The following is a 19,705-nucleotide window of genomic DNA, read 5'->3' as shown; positions in this document are numbered from 1 at the left end:
GTCGAATCGTGGATAATAGGCGCGACTTATTTCTACATACTCCTTAAGGTTACCCATGTATCAAGCATTGCTGAAAACCGGTTTGAAGAAACTTCAAATTGAATTAAGTGACGACAAGATAGAGCTGTTGCTTGCCTATCATGGTTTGCTTGCTAAATGGAATAAGGCCTACAACCTAACCGCCGTGCGTGACCCTCAGGATATGATTGGTCGTCATCTGTTGGATAGCTTGAGTATTTTGCCGCATGTGGAAGGCGAACGTATTTTAGATGTGGGCACAGGGCCAGGTTTACCTGGCATTCCATTAGCCATTTGTCATCCAGAGAAAGACATTACCTTGCTTGATAGTAACGGCAAGAAAACACGATTTTTAACGCAAAGCAAAATAGAATTAAAACTTTCTAATATTACACCTGTACAAAGCCGCATTGAGAAATACGAAGCGCCCTTGTTTGATGCTATCACCAGTCGTGCATTTGCCACGTTAGAGGATATGGTGAATGGCAGTATCCATCTGTTGAAATCCGGTGGTTACTTCTTTGCCATGAAGGGGGTTTACCCAGAAGATGAAATCCAGCAATTGGATGATCGAGTAAGTGTGGTAGACTGCTTTGTTCTGCACGTTCCTGGAGAAGAAGGGGAGCGGCATTTGGTTAAAATTAAGAAGAACTAGGCCAAAGCGCTTTTGACGCTGTTGAATTTTGTCGCGTCTGTCAGAACTATAGGTATCTCTTGTGGGTCGAATCATAGCAATAGCAAACCAAAAAGGCGGTGTGGGTAAAACCACAACGACGGTTAATCTGTCTGCATCTTTAGTTGCCACTAAGCGCAAAGTTTTGGTGATCGATTTAGACCCTCAAGGCAACGCGACCATGGGAAGTGGCGTCAATAAACATGAGCTAGAGTCGTCAATCTATGATGTGCTTGTAGATGATATGCCTGCTCGTGACGCAATCGTAAAAACTGATCCTGCTGGTTACGATATATTGCCAGCAAATGGTGATCTTACCGCTGCAGAGGTTCAGTTAATTGATATGGACGGTAAAGAAAGCCGCTTGCGTAACGCCCTTGATCCGCTCGTGGATGATTACGATTACATTGTGATTGATTGCCCACCCTCTTTGAACATGCTTACCGTCAATGCCTTCGTTGCCGCCCATGGTATTATTATTCCGATGCAGTGCGAATATTATGCATTGGAAGGTTTAACCGCATTAATGAATACCATTGAGCGTATTCAGCAAATTAATCCTGAACTACGTATCGATGGTTTGTTGCGCACCATGTATGATCCGCGCACCAGTTTGACCACAGACGTCTCTGCACAATTGATTAATCACTTTGGTGATCAGGTCTATGGCACAGTGATTCCACGTAATATTCGTCTGGCTGAGGCCCCTAGTTATGGAATGCCGGTACTGTGTTATGATAAGAGCTCTCGCGGCGCCGTGGCCTATCTGGCGTTGGCGGGAGAAGTAAATCGCAAGTGTCAAAGCATCTCAGCATAAAAACATCATAACGGCAAAAATACATGGCAAAGAAACGCGGACTGGGTACTGGCTTGGACGCCCTATTAGCTGGCGCAGCAAGCTCTAAATCTCAACAAACAGATGCTCCTCAAGAAAGTGATACGCCCCAAGTCCGGGAAACCCTTAAGCAGCTTCCTATTGAGTACCTTCAGCCTGGTCGCTATCAGCCGCGCAAAGATATGCACCCAGAGGCGCTGGAAGAATTGGCGGCATCTATCCGTGCTCAAGGTATTATGCAGCCCATTGTGGTGCGCCCTATTTCTTCTACATCTGCTGATACTCGATATGAAATTATTGCTGGTGAACGTCGTTGGCGAGCAGCTCAAATCGCAGAGTTACACGAAGTACCGGTAATCATTAAAGATGTGCCGGATGAAGCGGCCATCGCCATGGCATTGATTGAGAATATCCAGCGTGAAAACCTCAATCCCATGGAAGAAGCTCGTGCCTTGCATCGCCTGCAAGAAGAATTCGCATTAACTCAGCAGCAAGTAGCAGACGCAGTTGGTAAAAGTCGTGTAACCGTTACTAACTTATTGCGCTTAATGAATCTCAATGAAGATGTGCGCACGTTGCTTGAGCATGGCGACATCGATATGGGTCATGCCCGTGCCTTGTTAGGTTTGCAAGGGGAGAATCAATCAGAGGCAGCACGCCAAGTGGTTTCAAAAGCGTTAACGGTGCGTCAAACCGAAGCGTTAGTGAGTAAATGGCATGAGCCTAAAAAGACCAAAAAAGAAGAGCCCAAAAATCCAGATATTGATCGTCTCGAAAGTAAACTGGGTGAACGCCTTGGCGCCAAGGTCGAGTTAAAACACAACCAAAAAGGCAAAGGCCAGTTGGTCATCAGTTATTCTAGTTTGGATGAACTAGATGGAATTTTAAATCACATCAAATAGCCAGTGAAATTGGCGTTTCTCGTACCTTGTTCATTAAACAGTGTCCCTCTACACTGCCTGCTGGTTTAAATTTGACCAGCAGCGTCCCCCTATGGCGAACAATGCCAAAATAAATGGAACAGGCTGTTGATGCGGCGCGGTATAGCCAATATAATTCCGCGCGCTTATTTATGCCTAGAGTGAGTGTTTAATCACACACAAATCAAAGGGTTACACGCAATCGGTGGGAGTCAAATGTCGAGCAGTATTCAACGACCACCTGTGCATCGCATTCCTTTGTTGCAATTGGCTTTGACATTCGTCTTTGCGTTTTTGTGTCTATTGCATAGTAAAGAAGCCGGGATATCGGCTTTAGCAGGCGGCCTGATAAGCCTTGTTCCCAATGCCTATTTTATCTTTTTGGCATTTCGTTATTCGGGGGCTCAACAGATATCGCAAGTACTGAATAACCTATACAAAGGTGGTGCTTGGAAAATGGTGTTAACAGCACTGGGTTTTGCATTGGTTTTTAAGCTGTTACATCCACTGAATATTACGGCGTTGTTCGCAGGTTTTTTGTTGATACAAGCAAGCAATCTTTTCAACGCCAAAATTGCAAATTTATGAACCTTTTGGACTGAGAGTGATATATGGCTGGTACGACCTCTACCGATTATATAAAACACCACCTCACCAACCTAACCTACGGCGAACTGCCACAGGGTTACGAGCGTGATGATGGTACAATTTTAACGGACTCCACATGGACCCTCGCGCAAAGCGCACGTGAAGCAACCGATATGGGTTTCTGGGCGGTTCACGTAGACTCTATGATTTGGTCAATCGGTCTAGGTGCATTGCTAATGTTCCTATTCTACCGTGCGGCTCGCAAAGCCCACGCAGGTGTTCCAACAGGTTTCCAAAACTTTGTTGAGTCTTTGGTTGAATTTGTTGATACCACTGTTAAAGAGACTTTCCACGGACGCAACTCTATGATTGCGCCACTTTCCTTAACGATCTTTACTTGGGTGTTCATGATGAACTTGATGGACTTAATCCCAGTTGATGTCGTGCCTAAACTGTTCGAGCTTGGTTGGGCCGCGGCTGGTCATGATCCTCATCATGCATTCATGAAAATCGTTCCATCTACCGACCCTAACATTACTGCCGGTCTAGCCTTATTTGTATTTGGCCTAATGATCTTCTTTGGCATAAAAGTAAAAGGCTTCGGTGGCTTTATGGCAGAGCTGACTTTGCACCCATTCAACGCTAAAAACATGTTTGTTCAAGCATTGTTTATTCCTGTGAACTTCATTCTTGAAGTGCTTGCCCTAATCGCTAAGCCAATCTCTTTGGCACTGCGTTTGTTCGGTAACATGTATGCTGGTGAGATGATCTTCATCTTGATCGCCATCATGTTCTCCGCAGGCTGGGCCATGGGTCTATTTGGTGGTGTATTGCAATGGGGTTGGGCGGTGTTCCATATTTTGGTTATCACCCTGCAGGCCTTCATCTTTATGATGTTGACCATTGTATATATGAGCATGGCTCACGAGGATCACTAATTATAGCGGTTGTATTTGCGATAACTGCGTTAAAAAATTGCTCGAGATCCTCATTTGGGTCTACCAAACTCTGGTCTCTCGCAAGTTTTTGCTTTGTTCTCGCTTCATACAACAAGCTCTAATTATTTGATAGATTTTTTAAAAGTTTAACTTAACCGTTAATTCATCAACTTAACTTACTTTAAAAAAACTGGAGAAAACTATGGAAATGGTATATATCGCAGCCTCTCTTATGATTGGTTTAGGTGCCCTAGGTACTGGTATCGGTTTCGCCCTTCTAGGTGGCAAGCTACTAGAATCTACAGCTCGTCAACCTGAGCTAGGTCCACAGCTTCAAACTAAAACTTTCCTAATGGCTGGTCTATTGGATGCGGTTCCAATGATCGGTGTAGGTATCGCTATGTACCTTATCTTCGTTGTTGCTGCTTAATCGATCTTTTGATCTTTAGACGCAAATCAACTAACGAAATAGAGGACTAAGGCGTGAATATTAATTTGACATTGATCGGCCAGATCATCGCCTTCGCTTTCTTCGTTGCCTTTTGCTGGAAGTTCGTTTGGCCACCGCTAATGAACGCCATGCAAGAGCGTGCGAAGAAGATTGCGGACGGTCTGGACGCAGCAAATCGCGCTGATCGTGACCTAAAACTGGCTCAAGAAAAAGCTGGTAGTCAGTTGCGTGAAGCGAAAGAGCAAGCTGCGCAGATCATTGAGCAAGCCAATAAGCGCGCTAACCAAATCATTGATGAAGCCAAAGATGCGGCACATCAAGAAGGTGAGCGCCTTAAAGCTGCTGCTCAAGCAGAAATTGATCAAGAAGTTAACCGCGCGAAAGAAACACTACGCTCTCAGGTATCTGAGTTAGCTGTAGCCGGTGCTTCTAAAATCCTGGAAACCTCAATTGATGTCGAGAAGCACAATGCGCTTCTAGACAAATTGGCAGAAGAGCTATAAGCGAGGTTTACCATGGCTGAACTTTCAACATTGGCACGTCCATACGCGAAAGCAGCCTTCCAAGCAGCTGTTGAAGCTGGTGACTTGCAAGCATGGTCAGACATGCTTGCAGTAGCCAGCGAAGTAGCCAACAACCAAGACATGGAAGCAGTATTAAGCCATCCAGGGTTGTCTGGCGAACAGCAGGCTCAAACATTGATCGATGTTTGTGGGGAAAAGCTAAACGAGGCGGGTCAAAACCTTGTCAACGTTTTAGCCGAGAATAAGCGCCTAGCGCTATTACCACACATCCTTGAGCAATTTGAGCACTTGAAGGCGGAACAAGAAAGAGTAGTAGATGTAGAAATTACATCCGCTTTCGACGTAACCGACGCAACCAAGCAAAAATTGACTCAAGCTCTCAAGGCCAAACTTGATAAAGACGTACGCGTAACCACTACTGTAGATAGTTCTTTGGTAGGTGGTGCCATCATCCGAGCGGGTGACATGGTGATTGACGGTACTGTACGTGGCAAGTTGGCTAAGTTAGCCGAAGCGATGAACTCCTGAGTTTGAGGGATAAACATGCAGCAACTAAATCCTAGCGAGATAAGCGAAGTGATTAAGAAGCGCATCGAGAAACTTGATGTAGCTTCTGAAGCACGTACCGAAGGTACAATCGTATCTGTATCAGACGGTATCGTGCGCATTCACGGTCTTGCCGACGTAATGTACGGTGAGATGATTGAATTTGATGGCAGCGTATACGGTATGGCTCTTAACCTAGAGCAAGATTCCGTAGGCGCAATCGTATTGGGCGACTATTTGGGCTTGGCTGAAGGCCAAAAAGCTCGTTGTACAGGTCGTATCCTTGAAGTACCAACAGGTCCTGAACTACTTGGCCGTGTTGTTGATGCTCTTGGTAACCCAATCGATGGTAAAGGCCCAATCGAAGCGAAACAAACTACTCCTATCGAGCGAATCGCTCCTGGGGTAATCGCTCGTCAAGGCGTAGACCAGCCAGTACAAACCGGTTACAAAGCGGTTGACGCAATGGTACCTATCGGTCGTGGTCAGCGTGAGTTGATCATCGGTGACCGTCAGACTGGTAAAACAGCTCTAGCGGTAGACGCCATCATCAACCAAAAAAATTCTGGCATTAAGTGTGTATACGTTGCCATCGGTCAGAAGCAATCTTCTATTGCAAACGTAGTACGTAAGCTAGAAGAGCACGGTGCAATGGATAACACCATCATCGTAGCCGCTTCTGCTTCTGATCCTGCTTCTATGCAGTATCTATCTGCTTATGCAGGTTGTGCAATGGGTGAATACTTCCGCGACCGCGGTGAAGATGCCCTAATCATTTATGATGATTTGACTAAGCAAGCTTGGGCATATCGTCAGATTTCATTGCTATTGAAGCGTCCTCCTGGTCGTGAAGCATACCCAGGTGATGTTTTCTACTTGCACTCACGTCTTCTAGAGCGTGCAGCGCGAGTAAACGCCGAATACGTTGAACAGTTCACTAACGGTGAAGTAAAAGGTAAGACTGGTTCTTTGACTGCTCTACCGATTATCGAAACCCAAGGTGGTGACGTATCTGCGTTTGTACCAACTAACGTAATCTCCATTACCGATGGTCAGATCTTCTTAGAAACTAACCTATTTAACTCTGGTATCCGTCCTGCAATGAACGCAGGTATCTCGGTATCACGTGTTGGTGGTGCTGCACAAACTAAGATCATCTCTAAACTAGGTGGTGGTATCCGTCTGGCATTGGCTCAGTATCGTGAATTGGCGGCTTTCGCTCAGTTCGCTTCTGATCTTGATGATGCAACTCGTGAACAGCTTGAGCACGGTAAAACTGTTACTGAACTAATGAAGCAGAAACAGTACGCGCCTATGTCTGTGGCTGAAATGGCGATCATGCTATTCGCAGCAAACGAAGGCTATCTGAAAGACGTTGCAGTAGAAAAGATTGCAGACTTCGAAGCTGCTCTACTTTCTTACGCGAAGGCTGAGTTCAAAGACCTTGTTGATCTAATCAACGGCGCTGGCAAGTTTGGCGACGATGAGAAGAACGGTCTTAAGGACTTGCTAGAGAAATTTAAAGCGACTCAAACCTGGTAAGCGACGAAAGTCGCTCAGGTTGACTGAGATAAAGGGCAGTCATTATGGCAGTCGGAAAAGAGATAAAGCAGAAAATCGGCAGTATTAACAATACGCAAAAGATCACTTCTGCGATGGAAATGGTAGCAGCATCGAAAATGCGTAAAGCGCAAGATCGTATGCAAACCAGTCGTCCATACGCAGACAAGATCCGCGCGGTTGTTGGCCACATGGCCCACGCAAACAGTGAATACCGCCACGCCTATCTGCAAGAGCGTGAAGTAAAACGCGTTGGTTATATCGTGGTTACTTCAGATCGTGGTCTTTGTGGTGGTTTGAACACTAACTTGCTACGTAGCTTAGTTAAAGACATGCAAGAGCTTCACAATAAAAATGTGGAGATCGATATTTGTGCCATTGGCCAAAAAGGCGTGTCTTTCTTTAAGAGCTTCGGTGGCAATGTAATAGCGGCAAAAACTCACTTAGGCGATGCACCTGAAGCGCACGAGTTAATCGGTAGCGTTAAAGTCATGCTGGATTCGTTCAACAATGGTGATATCGATCGCTTGTACCTTGCTGGTAACGAGTTTGTGAACACCATGACGCAGAAGCCAGTAGTTAGACAACTTCTACCGCTTGCAGCTGATGATGATCAAGGCATGAAAGGTCAGTGGGACTATATTTACGAGCCAGACGCTGAGGCACTCCTCAACGAAATGTTGGATCGTTATATTGAATCACAGGTGTATCAAGCAGTTGTTGAAAACACCGCTTGTGAAATGGCAGCGCGTATGTTGGCCATGAAAAACGCCACTGATAATGCTGGTGACATCATTAAAGAGCTTAACTTGTTATACAACAAAGCTCGTCAGGCAGCTATCACCCAAGAGATCTCTGAGATCGTGGGCGGCGCAGCAGCGGTATAGGCTTGCGGATATAGGTTTTTAAGAGGATTTAACAATGAGTAGCGGAAAGATCGTTCAGATCATCGGTGCTGTAATCGACGTGGAATTCCCACGTGATTCTGTACCAAAAGTATATGACGCGCTTAAAGTTGAAGGCGGAAAGATTACGCTAGAAGTTCAACAACAATTAGGCGACGGTATGGTTCGTACCATCGCTATGGGTTCTACTGAAGGTCTTAAGCGCGGCCTAGTAGCAGAAAACACCAATCAACCGATCCAAGTACCAGTGGGTAAAGAAACCCTAGGTCGTATCATGGACGTGTTGGGTGACCCAATCGACGAAAAAGGCCCAATCGGCGAACAAGAGCGTGCCTCTATTCACCGTAAAGCCCCATCTTACGACGAACAAGCTGGTGGCCAAGAGCTACTAGAAACCGGCGTAAAAGTAATCGACCTTGTTTGCCCATTCGCTAAGGGTGGTAAAGTTGGTCTATTCGGTGGTGCGGGTGTTGGTAAAACCGTAAACATGATGGAGCTTATCCGTAACATCGCAATCGAGCACAGTGGTTACTCTGTATTCGCCGGTGTTGGTGAGCGTACTCGTGAAGGTAACGACTTCTACCACGAGATGTCTGAGTCTAACGTATTGGACAAAGTATCTCTGGTTTACGGTCAGATGAATGAGCCACCAGGTAACCGTCTACGTGTTGCACTAACTGGCTTGACCATGGCTGAAAAATTCCGTGACGAAGGTCGTGACGTACTATTGTTCGTCGACAACATCTATCGTTACACACTAGCGGGTACTGAGGTATCAGCACTGCTAGGTCGTATGCCATCTGCGGTAGGTTATCAGCCTACTCTAGCAGAAGAGATGGGTGTACTTCAGGAGCGTATCACGTCAACTAAGAAAGGTTCGATCACATCTGTACAAGCGGTATACGTACCTGCGGATGACTTGACTGACCCGTCTCCTGCTACAACGTTCGCCCACTTGGACGCAACCGTTGTATTGAGCCGTGACATCGCTTCTAAAGGTATCTACCCAGCGATCGATCCATTGGATTCAACGTCTCGTCAGCTTGACCCACTAGTAATTGGTCAAGAGCACTACGACATCGCTCGTGGCGTACAGACTGTACTTCAGCGCTTCAAAGAGCTGAAAGACATCATCGCCATCTTAGGTATGGACGAACTATCTGAAGAAGACAAGCTAACTGTAGCTCGTGCTCGTAAGATCGAGCGTTTCTTGTCTCAGCCGTTCTTCGTTGCAGAAGTATTCACAGGCGCACCTGGTAAGTACGTATCTTTGAAAGAAACCATTCGTGGCTTCAAAGGTATCTTAGAAGGTGAGTTCGATGATCTTCCTGAGCAAGCTTTCTACATGGTTGGTACCATGGACGAAGCCATCGAGAAGGCGAAAAACCTTTAATAGGAGAGAGCTATGGCTATGACGGTTCATTGTGACATCGTTAGCGCTGAAGAGGCTATCTTCTCCGGCCGTGTTGAAATGCTCATCGCGGCAGGTGTACAGGGTGATCTTGGTATCATGCATGGCCACACGCCATTGCTGACCAAACTTCGCCCTGGCCCCGTTCGTGTGATCAAGCAGAACGGTGAAGAAGAAATCTTCTATGTATCGAGTGGCTTTTTAGAAGTTCAGCCAGATGGCGTAACGGTACTTGCCGATACTGCTGCCCGTGCTAGCAACCTAGATGAAGCTGCTGCGCTTGAAGCGAAAAAACATGCTGAGCAAGCACTTGAGAATCAGTCTGGTGACTTTGATTACTCTCGCGCTGCTTCGCAATTGGCTGAAGCTGCTGCACAGATCCGTACGATCCAGCAAATTCGCCAAAAAATGGGTAAGCGTTAATTTTTTAATTAGCTCTTATCAATTAAAAAAGCCGCCTTGGTTCCTAACCAAGGCGGCTTTTTTGTTTCAATTCTGAATGTCATAACTCGCTATCGCTTATCATAGTGAGATTACAATAATGTGAAAAAGATCAGAAAACATATACAATTTGCGCTCGAGAAATAAGGTCAAATCATGCGCAAATTAAAACCTACATTGCTATTAATTCTTTCTTTGTCTGCTTTCGCTATTGGTCCTGATCTTTTATTTGGGTTTTTAAATGAGAACTATCAAGCTGGTTATGACTTGAAGAGTAATGCGATTACTCTTTTATTGATGGTTTTAATTGCTCTGAGTCCAGCGAAAAAGCTAAGTTTGATTGTGCTAACCATTTTAGCTCTTATGCAGGCCACCCAACTGATGTATTTCCAGTACTTTGGTGGTTTTTATAGCGCATTTGATATGGTGCTAATGACCAGCGAAATCCAAGATACAATCGTTGGATTTGCAGATATATTCACGCACATTTTGCCGTTATTTATTCTGAGTTTGGTTTTCTACGCCATAGCGGTATTGTCATACATTCAGTATGAAGCCCGATCAATCAAAGTGCCTTTCTTACATTTCTTTCTAATACTTCTTTTGACGCTTCCGTTTTTTCAGTCGCTGCGTTCAGAGGCATCGCAAAAGTATCAGCCGAACATCGCCCATACCGGCATCAAAAACGGGTTGTACAGTGTTTCGTTTTTTGTGGCGCGTCAAATAAAAGTAGCGCTTGGAATGAGAAAAGAAATGCCTGATTACGCGCCTTATGAGTTAATAGAGAATGAACCCGTTGACGCAAATATTGTAGTTTTAATGGGTGAGAGCTTAAGCTATTACAACATGGGGTTGTTTGGCTACGAGAGGAATACGACGCCTAACCTAGAACCCTATAAGAGCAACCCTAATTTTTTCTTTATACCTGCAATTTCTAGCGCGGTGTCGACTCGAGTATCGCTAACCTTATTCTTTAATGGAATTTATGAGCCAAATAACACTGCACAAATTAGCTCAATGGAAGGCTCATTGTTTAGACTAGCGAAGAAGAAAGGGTTCAACACTCATTACATTACGACGCAAAAGAATGCTGGAGGACTGACCTACTCATTTTCCTTGTCTGACATAGATACTTGGAAAGAAAACAAGCATTTATCAGGATATGAAGGCGAGTATGATAATCGCCTACTGCTTGAGCTGAAGTCCATGAATCTGAACTATGAGCAACCACAATTCATAACTTTGCATATGCGCAGCACTCATGTTCCTTATGTTGATAACTATCCAAAGTCGGAAGAGGTATATCCTACAGATGGCAAAAGCTTCGCTGACTATCAGTTGAATAGCTACGATAATTCAGTGATTTATACTCAAAAAGTAATTGCTAACATATATAAATATTTTGAGACTACACATAGGCCCACATACATATTTTTTATACCGGATCATGGCGAGTTACTTGGACAAGGTGGTCGATATGGCCATAACTCAGTTGACATCGATATGGCTCGTGTACCCTTCCTTTTTTATGGGATAAACATTCCAACGAAAGAAACAGAGCGGCTAAAAAGTGAATTGGGTTGCTTGTCAAACCATTATCAAATTAGTCATCAAATTGCTCAATTGTTGGGATATCAAATTAATAACCCAAATGAAAAGGAGACCGTCTACTATTTGAATGGAACAGACGTTTTTGGGGAAGCCGGATATATGTCGTACGACTTAGAGGCTATGCGTAAAGAAACATGTGGCGCATTATCAAATGGAATTTTGTATCCTGAATGACGTGTTTGTGAACAACTAGAATTGAAGAGAGTTGTAAGGATATGTGCCGCCTTGGTTCCTAACCAAGGCGGCTTTTTTGTATTCGCGTTCTTGGCTTTTGAATATGTAGCCTAATCAGAATGCAATTAGTCTTAGAACCTTTAGTGGTAATTTAGTACTATTCGCGCCGAAATAAATTGCAGTAATAAAATCAAGGAAAAAGGATGTTTAAATTTACAGCTGTAGCCGCTTTGATCTTATCGTTAGTGGCGTGTGGTGGAGGAGCGAATAGTGAGGGTCCAAATAGTGAAGGTAGATCACTTCCAACTTTAGACATTAATACTACCGAAATAAAAGCCACTATCAATGATTCGTCTTTACAATTAGAGGCTACGACAAATTCTGATGCAATAATTTCGTATAGTTCGCTGGATGAAAATATTGTTGAGGTTGATAAAGCGGGATTGATCGAGTTCACCGGTGTAGGTTCAACGAGCGTAATTGTTGAAGTAGAAGCAACAGAAACGTATTCAAAGGTTACAAAAGAAGTACCGGTAATTGTCATGGGTAACACGGTTCTTACTAAAACAGCTGTTCTTACTAATGTGAAGTTTGAACCGGGTTTGTCATTATCAGGAGTAATTGAGAGTAATTCTGAGGGTGCATTATCATTTACTTCGTTAAGTCCTTCTTTGCTAGAGATAGAGGGAGGCGTCTTCAAAATACTGGGTGCGGGCAAAATATCTTTTGAAGTACAAATATCTGAAACGTTATTTTACCCGTCAATATTTAAAGAGTTTACATTTGAAGTCGAAAAAGGAGACGGCTTCTTGAAAGTCGATGAATTGAAGCCGATGATCGTTGGTGACATACAAATTGTTTCTGCTAATACACACAACAATGTTGGGGTGGATATCTCTGTACTTACTACTGATTTGTTGTCCATATCAGAAGGAGACCGAGTTCTTGCCAAGGACTCTGGCGTAGCTCGCTTATTGGTTGAAACTAAAGAATCGGAGGACTTTAAGTCAGCTCAAGAAGAAGTATCTGTACTGGTAATTCCAAACGACTTGATAGGGGTAGATTTATATGCATCATCCGCAAGGTTAAGAGTTAATGATTTAACGACGGGACTTGAACTGCTTTATTCATCATCTGATGCCTGTGATCCTCTTTCTATCGAAAGCTGTGCCGATTATAAAATCATTTCTTTGGATTCGACTCCAATAACTATTTCTACAATGAGCCAGAGTGATCGAGGGTATGTATGGCTAAGAACTTCATCGGGTGATTTAACCAAACGGACAGTAATAGATTCAGAAGCCAATTATGGACACTTTTCGGCTAGGAATGGTCACCAAGTAGTTTCGTTTAATAATGCGTACTGGTTAATTGGCGGGGACGACGGCAGCAGTGGTGTATATTCAAGTGAGATTTGGAAATCAGTTGATGGTTACTTCTGGGAGTTGGTAACCGATAGTGCTCCTTTTGGAGGAAGAGCCTTTCATCAGGTGGTTGAGTTTGAAGGAGACTTATATTTGATTGGTGGTAGTGCGGGCTCTTCAGGAAGCCTTGCAGATGTTTGGAAATCCTCAAATGGGGAAGAATGGATTTTAGTGACAGAAGATGGCGGATATGGTGCAAGGTATTATCATCAGGTGACTGTGCATGATGGATCGCTAATACTTGTGGGCGGAAGAAATGCTTCAAATCATAGTACTCGTGACGTTTGGTCCTCTTCCGATGGCGAAACTTGGCAGCTTCTCAATAACGCTGGAGGTTTTAATTCACTGTACGGGCATCAGGTGGTGAGTTTTGATTCTCACCTTTGGTTAATTGGTGGTTATGGTGGTAGCTATACTCACGAGATCTGGAAATCTTACGACGGAACTTCATGGAGCAGTGTTACTAATCCGACTTACCCCGATTTTCCTTCACTTGCTTTATTTCAGGCTGTGGCTACAGATTCAAACATATGGGTTTTTCCTGATCAATATGTGTCCGAAGTTTGGACGTGTTGTAGTTGGAAGAGGGAGCAAACGACGGTAGCTTTTCCATTGAGACCTGATTATCAAGCGGTTGAGAGATTCGATTCAGGTTTCTTATTTATCGGTGGCGGGTCTTTCTCAAAACGCTATCAAGATGTTTGGACAAGGCAATATCAATTGATACCAGTCAGATTCAGTTTTCAATAATAGGATTATGATCCACCTCAAATGAGGTGGGTTATTAGATGCCTGAAGCAATCACAAAGCCCCCCACAAGGTATCAAACATCATTTGCTGAGTATTGGCGATAGCGTCGCTATCAATCACAACGACCACTGGATAGTTATTGTCCGCAAGGCTGATCATGGCTACCTTTGGCGGGTAGATGGCGATGTAGGATGCATCGCCCTTACCTTTTAACCATTTACGTTCGGCTAGCTCCACTTCATCACCGCCCTCGCCTATGGCAATTACGCGCACGTTAATTCCCCTTTGGATGCGCTGCTTAGTAAAGTTGGGAAATGGGCGGTACAGGTGCTTACGTAAAGCTTGTGTTGAAATAACGGAATAGGTTTTGTCCGTCTTGCGACCAACGCTATTTAAGATGTCTCTCAGCACATGCTCAACGCCATCATCCCCTTCATAAAAGCGCACGTTGCCACCAATAAGGCCGGGATTGAGTTGTTTTAACTCTGGAATGATTTCGCTTTTCAGATCGAGCAAGGTGCTTTCTAAGGCGTGGCGCTTATCTTCTGCCATATCCAGCAGATGTTCCGGGTCGCTCGCTTGAAATACTTTTCGTTTGCCCTTGGGTAGGTAGTTCACTAAGCCTTTGCTGACCAGGACTTTGAGAGTTTCATACGTCGTGCCACGGTTAATCTCAGTTTTGGCAGCGATATCACGAATAGAGCTCGGCCCCATTGTCAAAAGTGCATGGTATATGGCGATTTCTCGATCACTGAGGTCAAGCTGACGCAGGGCTTCTAGGTTCATTGGTTGTCAATTTTTTTGTGACATATTAGATTGTAAATCCTAACAGGACTAATAGACTACGCAACTTTTCCACAAAATCGTTCCCCAACTTTTGACAATGTCAGTGATTGCGAACGAGCTTGAAATACCATGGAACAGCGTGCCTTTAACAAAGATAAAATCGCTGGCGATAAAAACGGGATGTAATAAGACATGAGCATTGAAGTTGTTGTACTAGCCGCGGGACAAGGGTCGCGCATGAAATCTCAATTACCCAAGGTTTTGCACCCTATTGCGGGCAAACCCATGCTCGCTCATGTTTTAGATAGTGCCCGTGAAGTCAACGCTGAAGCCCTTCACGTTGTGGTTGGCCATGGGGCTGAGCAAGTGCAATCGTATTTTGGCGACGAAGCGGATCTCACTTGGGCTTTGCAGAAAGAGCAAAATGGTACTGGTCACGCCGTGATGATGGCGCTAGAACATCTTGCTGAATCCGGCGTCACGTTAATCTTATATGGCGATGTGCCGCTTATTCAAAGTAATACATTACAAGCCTTAATTGATATTGCGGCGAAGGAACAATTGGGTTTACTTACCGTCAATATGGATGATCCAACAGGCTATGGCCGCATTGTTCGCAATGAGGAAGGCTCGGTACAAGCCATTGTTGAGCACAAAGATGCATCTGAGCAGCAAAAGGCTATTCAAGAATGCAATACCGGTATATTGGCCGTGCCTACGGCGAAGCTGCACGAATGGTTGCCAAAGCTAAGTAATGACAATGCTCAAGGTGAATATTACCTAACCGACATCATCGAAATGTCAGTAAACGATGGCATGCCAGTAGAAACGTTACAGCCTGAATTTGCTGAAGAAACCTTTGGTGTAAATAATCGTCTACAGCAAGCAGAATTAGAGCGCTGGTATCAAGGTCGTCTAGTGGACGGCTTAATGACAGATGGCGTCACTGTGTTAGATCCTCAACGTTTAGACATTCGACCTGGGCATACTAAGGGCGTGACGGTGGGACGTGATGTGGTGATTGATGTGAACGTCGTGCTCGAAGGTGAAGTAGTTTTGGGTGATGGCGTCTATATTGAATCTCATTGTGTTATTCGCAATGCCGTTATTGCACCCGGTACGCATGTGAAAGCCTTTAGTCATATCGAAGATGCGCTCGTTAAAGAAGGTTGTGAAATTGGCCCTTATGCTCGTTTGCGTCCAGGGGCTCAGTTAGAAAATGGCGCCAAAGTGGGCAACTTTTGTGAAGTGAAAAAATCGATCATTGGTGAGGGTTCCAAAGTGAATCACCTAACTTACATTGGCGATGCTGAGATTGGTCAAGGTGCGAATATCGGTGCCGGAACCATCACCTGTAACTACGACGGCGTGAATAAGTTTAAAACTGTGATTGGCGATGGCGCATTTATTGGCTCTAACTCGTCTCTAGTCGCCCCAGTAACAATCGGCAAAGGCGCAACCATAGGTGCAGGGTCTACCATCACCAAAGATGTGGAAGACGATAAGTTAGCAGTAGGTCGTGGCCGACAAAAGAATCTCGATTGGCAGCGCCCTACTAAGAAATAAGTAAGAAATAACGAACAGCAAAAAAGATTTGTAAAGCGTGGAATAGAATCGGCGCCAGAAAAAGATTAAAGGAAAAACTATGTGTGGAATTGTTGGTGGTATTGCGCAGCGCAATGTCAGCGAGATCTTATTAGAAGGCCTGCGTCGCTTAGAGTACCGTGGCTATGACAGTGCGGGTCTTGCGGCCATGACAGATGCCGGTGTGATCGAGCGCTGTCGTCGTATGGGTAAAGTAAAAGAACTGGAGCAAGGCCTAGCTGATCATCCATTTGATGGCAAAGCGGGTATTGCCCACACTCGATGGGCTACTCATGGCAAACCTTCAGAGGTGAATGCTCATCCTCATATGTCGGGTGAACGTTTAGCCATTGTTCACAATGGTATCATTGAGAACCATGATGAATTGCGTGAACAACTTAAAGCGGACGGCTATAGCTTCACCAGCCAAACGGATACAGAAGTCATTGTTCACCTGTTACATAAATACCTGCAAAAAACATCCAACTTATCTGATGCGGTGAAAGAAACGGTACAGGTCTTAGACGGCGCCTATGCTCTTGGAGTCATCAGTGCCGATCATCCTGGCAAATTAGTCGCGGCCCGTCATGGTTCGCCACTGGTTATAGGTGTGGGCAGTGGTGAGCATTTCATTGCTTCCGACCAACTGGCACTTTTGCAAGTGACTGACCGTTTCATATTTTTGAACGAAGGTGATGTAGCCGAATTAACAGCGGACCATATTCACGTATGGGATAAGCACAATGAAGAAGTGGTGCATGATGTCACGCGTTTTGATCATCAACTAGGTACAGCCGATAAGGGTGAGTTCCGTCACTACATGATGAAAGAAATCTATGAGCAACCAGACGTGATTCGTCAGTGCTTAGAAGGTCGTGTGAGTGAAACTCGCTTACTTGAACAAGCCTTTGGCGTTAAAGCCAAAGAGGTTTTAGATCAAACTCAAGCTATTCAAATCATTGCCTGTGGTACCTCTTACCATGCAGGTATGGTGGCAAAATATTGGATTGAAAGCTTGGCCGGTATTCCTTGCCAAGTTGAAGTCGCCAGTGAGTATCGTTACCGCAAAACCGTGGCCTTGCCTAATAGCTTGTTCATTACTATTTCACAAAGTGGTGAAACTGCGGATACGCTCGCAGCACTGCGCAAAGCCAAAGACTTAGGTTTTACCGCTAGCTTAACCGTGTGCAATGTGCCCGGTTCATCATTGGTGCGTGAATCGGATCTGGCGATTATGACCAATGCAGGACCAGAAATCGGCGTAGCTTCCACCAAAGCTTTTACTTCTCAACTAACCGCACTAATGCTTTTGACTATAGCCCTTGGACGTCGTCATGGCATGGTGGATCAGGTTGAAGAGGAAATTATAAAAGACTTGGTGAAATTGCCTGAACTTGTAGAGAAAGCCATCGCTCTTGATGACAAGATTGAAAAAATGTCGCAAGCATTTGCGGAAAAGCATAATAGTTTATTCCTTGGTCGTGGCGCCATGTTCCCAATTGCCTTGGAAGGTTCGCTCAAGCTGAAAGAGATTTCTTACATTCATGCCGAGGCTTATCCCGCTGGCGAATTGAAACATGGCCCATTGGCACTGGTCGATAAAGATATGCCTATCGTCACTGTGGCGCCGCACAATGATCTTTTGGATAAGCTTAAATCCAACTTAGAAGAAGTCCGTGCCCGTGGCGGCGAGTTATTTGTCTTTGCCGATGAAAAATCCAAAGTGAAAGATGCGGATGGCTTAACCGTGCTAAATATGCCGTCGTGCAGTGATTTGATGGAACCGATTTTATACATCATTCCGCTTCAGCTGCTTAGTTATCATGTTGCAGTGTTAAAAGGGACGGACGTTGACCAGCCGCGGAACTTAGCTAAATCGGTTACGGTGGAGTAGAGAGGCTATTGCGCTAGGCCATACGGCGTTAAAAATCTTTCGCCGAGCTATTTGACCTCCCCTTATTAATGATTCGTGCGTTTCTCCAACCACTGGGAAAACGCTCAGATTCTATTTGTGATGGTGTCTAAGTTTCTTCATGAATCGCATATATTTCTGTGACGGGATTCGGCTTTGTGAATTGAAGTCATAAACTCTTATGCAGGTTGACTTATACTGCGCCCTTTTGACTTCTCGGAGCTTACCCATGTCCACTCATTCCTCTTCATCTCAAGCTGCGGATAATAAGCAGGCGAGCTTGAACAAGACGGCTTTGGTGGTTGATGACTCTAAGCTTGCTCGATACGTTCTCAGAGAAATGCTGCTGGAGCACCAGATTAAGGTTGAGACCGCTGAGAGTGCTGAAGAAGCCTTGGGAATCTTGAGTGCTTTAAAGCCTGATGTGATCTTTATGGATCATATGATGCCTGGAATGGATGGTTTTCAAGCAGTTCAAGTCATAAAAAGCGATCCGAGTACCGCAAAGATTCCCATTATGATGTACACCTCTAAAGATGAGGGTGTCTACATTAATCAAGCGCGAGCGTTAGGTGCTGTTGGCGTCTTGCCCAAAAAGCTAAAGCCAGTTCAGCTAGAAAAAGTCCTTCGCCAGTTAAGCTTGATACCGCAAAAAGTAAGTCAAACTGAGTCTGATTCAGCATCCGCAGCACTTGCAAAACAAGAGGCCTCTCGTGCTGCCGAGCAGCAAGCTCATATCATTGCTAATACGCAGCACAGTTTGGATGAGCTTGCCCGTAGTGCCAGTGAAGACTTAGAAAAAGACTCCATGCGAAAACTGTTTCGGCAGTTATTCATAGAGCAGCGAGATACGATCAAGCAGGATCTGCATTCACTATTACGAGAAATGGTTTCTCAGTTAGAGCCTACTGTAAGAGATCTTTCGAGTCGCAATGTATTTTGGCACAAGATTGTATTAGCTACGCTTTTATTCGTGGCCGCAGCATTTGTATTTTTTGACTCCGGTGAGCAACCACAAGACAATTTCGAGCCTCTAAAAGCGGTCATAGATAAGCAGTCCAAAGCAATTAGTGACTTAAAAGACGCCGTTGCTAGTACGTCAGTTCAGAACCTTGAACCTAATAATTCAGAATCATTAGTTGATATTCGAACGTTGGAATGGGCGTTAAACCAAAACAACCAAGTTGGTTATCAACAGACTTTGAATTCACCGGCCTATCAAAATTATTTGTCGGAAATGGTAGCGCAATTAAGTGATCAGGGATTTCAGGGATCGCTAGTGATTAAATTTCATGATGGCAATTTCTGTGAACGAAGCAATGCAGGAACACCCTCTTTATTAGACAGTACAGAGTCTGTACTGCAATGTGATACAAGCCCAGAGTATGCCATTGGCCAGTCGGTGGAATTCAAACAGCTAGATGATTTTGTAAGAAGGTTAGATGATCAATATGTGGCAATCTATCTCTCCGCCATTGAGATGGGAACTCAATATACGCTAGAAGATTATCCTGTTCCCTCAGCAAATGTGACCAGTAAAGAGTGGAATCGTATCGCTGCCAAGAATCGTCGCTTGGAATATGAGTTGATCCCCTAGTTATAAACATCCATGCGTCGCTACTTCCTCTCGGTTATACTGCCCGGTAAATAATGA

Annotated in this window: 18 protein-coding genes; 17 read left to right on the top strand and 1 reads right to left on the bottom strand. The window is 44.6% G+C overall.

Going from position 1 to position 19,705, the window contains the following annotated elements; all coding sequences use genetic code 11:
• Positions 1 to 55 precede the first annotated feature (55 nt).
• From rsmG to HF888_RS00195, 14 genes are all read left to right on the top strand, one after another.
• Complete coding sequence (rsmG, locus tag HF888_RS00260) at positions 56 to 673, top strand: 16S rRNA (guanine(527)-N(7))-methyltransferase RsmG (protein WP_007019253.1); 618 nt, start codon at positions 56 to 58, stop codon at positions 671 to 673.
• Positions 674 to 734: 61 nt separating this feature from the next.
• A complete protein-coding gene (locus tag HF888_RS00255; RefSeq protein ID WP_007019252.1) occupies positions 735 to 1,508 on the top strand; it encodes a ParA family protein in 774 nt (257 codons plus the stop codon).
• Positions 1,509 to 1,531: 23 nt separating this feature from the next.
• Entirely contained in the window at positions 1,532 to 2,428 is an 897-nt protein-coding gene (locus HF888_RS00250; protein ID WP_007019251.1) for a ParB/RepB/Spo0J family partition protein, read from the top strand.
• A gap of 234 nt (positions 2,429 to 2,662) precedes the next feature.
• Entirely contained in the window at positions 2,663 to 3,034 is a 372-nt protein-coding gene (locus HF888_RS00245; RefSeq protein WP_007019250.1) for an ATP synthase subunit I, read from the top strand.
• Between the two features lie 23 nt (positions 3,035 to 3,057).
• Complete coding sequence (gene atpB, locus HF888_RS00240; protein ID WP_007019249.1) at positions 3,058 to 3,972, top strand: F0F1 ATP synthase subunit A; 915 nt, start codon at positions 3,058 to 3,060, stop codon at positions 3,970 to 3,972.
• A gap of 202 nt (positions 3,973 to 4,174) precedes the next feature.
• Positions 4,175 to 4,402, top strand: coding sequence for a F0F1 ATP synthase subunit C (atpE, locus tag HF888_RS00235; protein ID WP_007019248.1), 228 nt, complete (start codon positions 4,175 to 4,177; stop codon positions 4,400 to 4,402).
• Between the two features lie 53 nt (positions 4,403 to 4,455).
• Positions 4,456 to 4,926, top strand: a complete 471-nt coding sequence (locus tag HF888_RS00230; RefSeq protein WP_007019247.1) for a F0F1 ATP synthase subunit B — start codon at positions 4,456 to 4,458, stop codon at positions 4,924 to 4,926.
• 12 nt (positions 4,927 to 4,938) lie between these two features.
• A complete protein-coding gene (locus tag HF888_RS00225) occupies positions 4,939 to 5,475 on the top strand; it encodes a F0F1 ATP synthase subunit delta (RefSeq protein ID WP_007019246.1) in 537 nt (178 codons plus the stop codon).
• Positions 5,476 to 5,490: 15 nt separating this feature from the next.
• Complete coding sequence (gene atpA, locus HF888_RS00220) at positions 5,491 to 7,035, top strand: F0F1 ATP synthase subunit alpha (RefSeq protein ID WP_007019245.1); 1,545 nt, start codon at positions 5,491 to 5,493, stop codon at positions 7,033 to 7,035.
• A 44-nt stretch (positions 7,036 to 7,079) separates the two neighbouring features.
• Positions 7,080 to 7,940: a F0F1 ATP synthase subunit gamma gene (gene atpG / locus HF888_RS00215; protein ID WP_007019244.1), complete on the top strand. Its 861-nt coding sequence runs from the start codon at positions 7,080 to 7,082 to the stop codon at positions 7,938 to 7,940.
• 34 nt (positions 7,941 to 7,974) lie between these two features.
• Positions 7,975 to 9,351, top strand: coding sequence for a F0F1 ATP synthase subunit beta (gene atpD, locus HF888_RS00210; protein ID WP_007019243.1), 1,377 nt, complete (start codon positions 7,975 to 7,977; stop codon positions 9,349 to 9,351).
• Positions 9,352 to 9,363: 12 nt separating this feature from the next.
• A complete protein-coding gene (locus HF888_RS00205) occupies positions 9,364 to 9,792 on the top strand; it encodes a F0F1 ATP synthase subunit epsilon (RefSeq protein ID WP_007019242.1) in 429 nt (142 codons plus the stop codon).
• A 174-nt stretch (positions 9,793 to 9,966) separates the two neighbouring features.
• Positions 9,967 to 11,595: a phosphoethanolamine transferase gene (locus HF888_RS00200; RefSeq protein ID WP_007019241.1), complete on the top strand. Its 1,629-nt coding sequence runs from the start codon at positions 9,967 to 9,969 to the stop codon at positions 11,593 to 11,595.
• A 203-nt stretch (positions 11,596 to 11,798) separates the two neighbouring features.
• On the top strand, positions 11,799 to 13,769 hold the full coding sequence (locus HF888_RS00195) for a DUF6242 domain-containing protein (protein ID WP_007019240.1): 1,971 nt from the start codon (positions 11,799 to 11,801) through the stop codon (positions 13,767 to 13,769).
• A 51-nt stretch (positions 13,770 to 13,820) separates the two neighbouring features.
• Here HF888_RS00195 and HF888_RS00190 read toward each other — a convergent pair whose 3' ends face one another.
• Positions 13,821 to 14,555: a TrmB family transcriptional regulator gene (locus HF888_RS00190; RefSeq protein WP_007019239.1), complete on the bottom strand. Its 735-nt coding sequence runs from the start codon at positions 14,553 to 14,555 to the stop codon at positions 13,821 to 13,823.
• A 192-nt stretch (positions 14,556 to 14,747) separates the two neighbouring features.
• Between HF888_RS00190 and glmU the strand changes: the two genes are divergently transcribed.
• The 3 genes from glmU to HF888_RS00175 all read left to right on the top strand — a co-directional run bounded on the left by glmU (position 14,748) and on the right by HF888_RS00175 (position 19,648).
• Entirely contained in the window at positions 14,748 to 16,121 is a 1,374-nt protein-coding gene (gene glmU / locus HF888_RS00185) for a bifunctional UDP-N-acetylglucosamine diphosphorylase/glucosamine-1-phosphate N-acetyltransferase GlmU (protein WP_007019238.1), read from the top strand.
• Positions 16,122 to 16,200: 79 nt separating this feature from the next.
• Positions 16,201 to 18,033, top strand: coding sequence for a glutamine--fructose-6-phosphate transaminase (isomerizing) (gene glmS / locus HF888_RS00180; protein WP_007019237.1), 1,833 nt, complete (start codon positions 16,201 to 16,203; stop codon positions 18,031 to 18,033).
• A 247-nt stretch (positions 18,034 to 18,280) separates the two neighbouring features.
• Positions 18,281 to 19,648: a response regulator gene (locus HF888_RS00175; protein WP_007019236.1), complete on the top strand. Its 1,368-nt coding sequence runs from the start codon at positions 18,281 to 18,283 to the stop codon at positions 19,646 to 19,648.
• Positions 19,649 to 19,705 lie beyond the last annotated feature (57 nt).

This window comes from Bermanella marisrubri, assembly GCF_012295615.1.
Lineage (GTDB): Bacteria > Pseudomonadota > Gammaproteobacteria > Pseudomonadales > Oceanobacteraceae > Bermanella > Bermanella marisrubri.
This window is presented reverse-complemented; position numbering and strand designations above follow the sequence as displayed.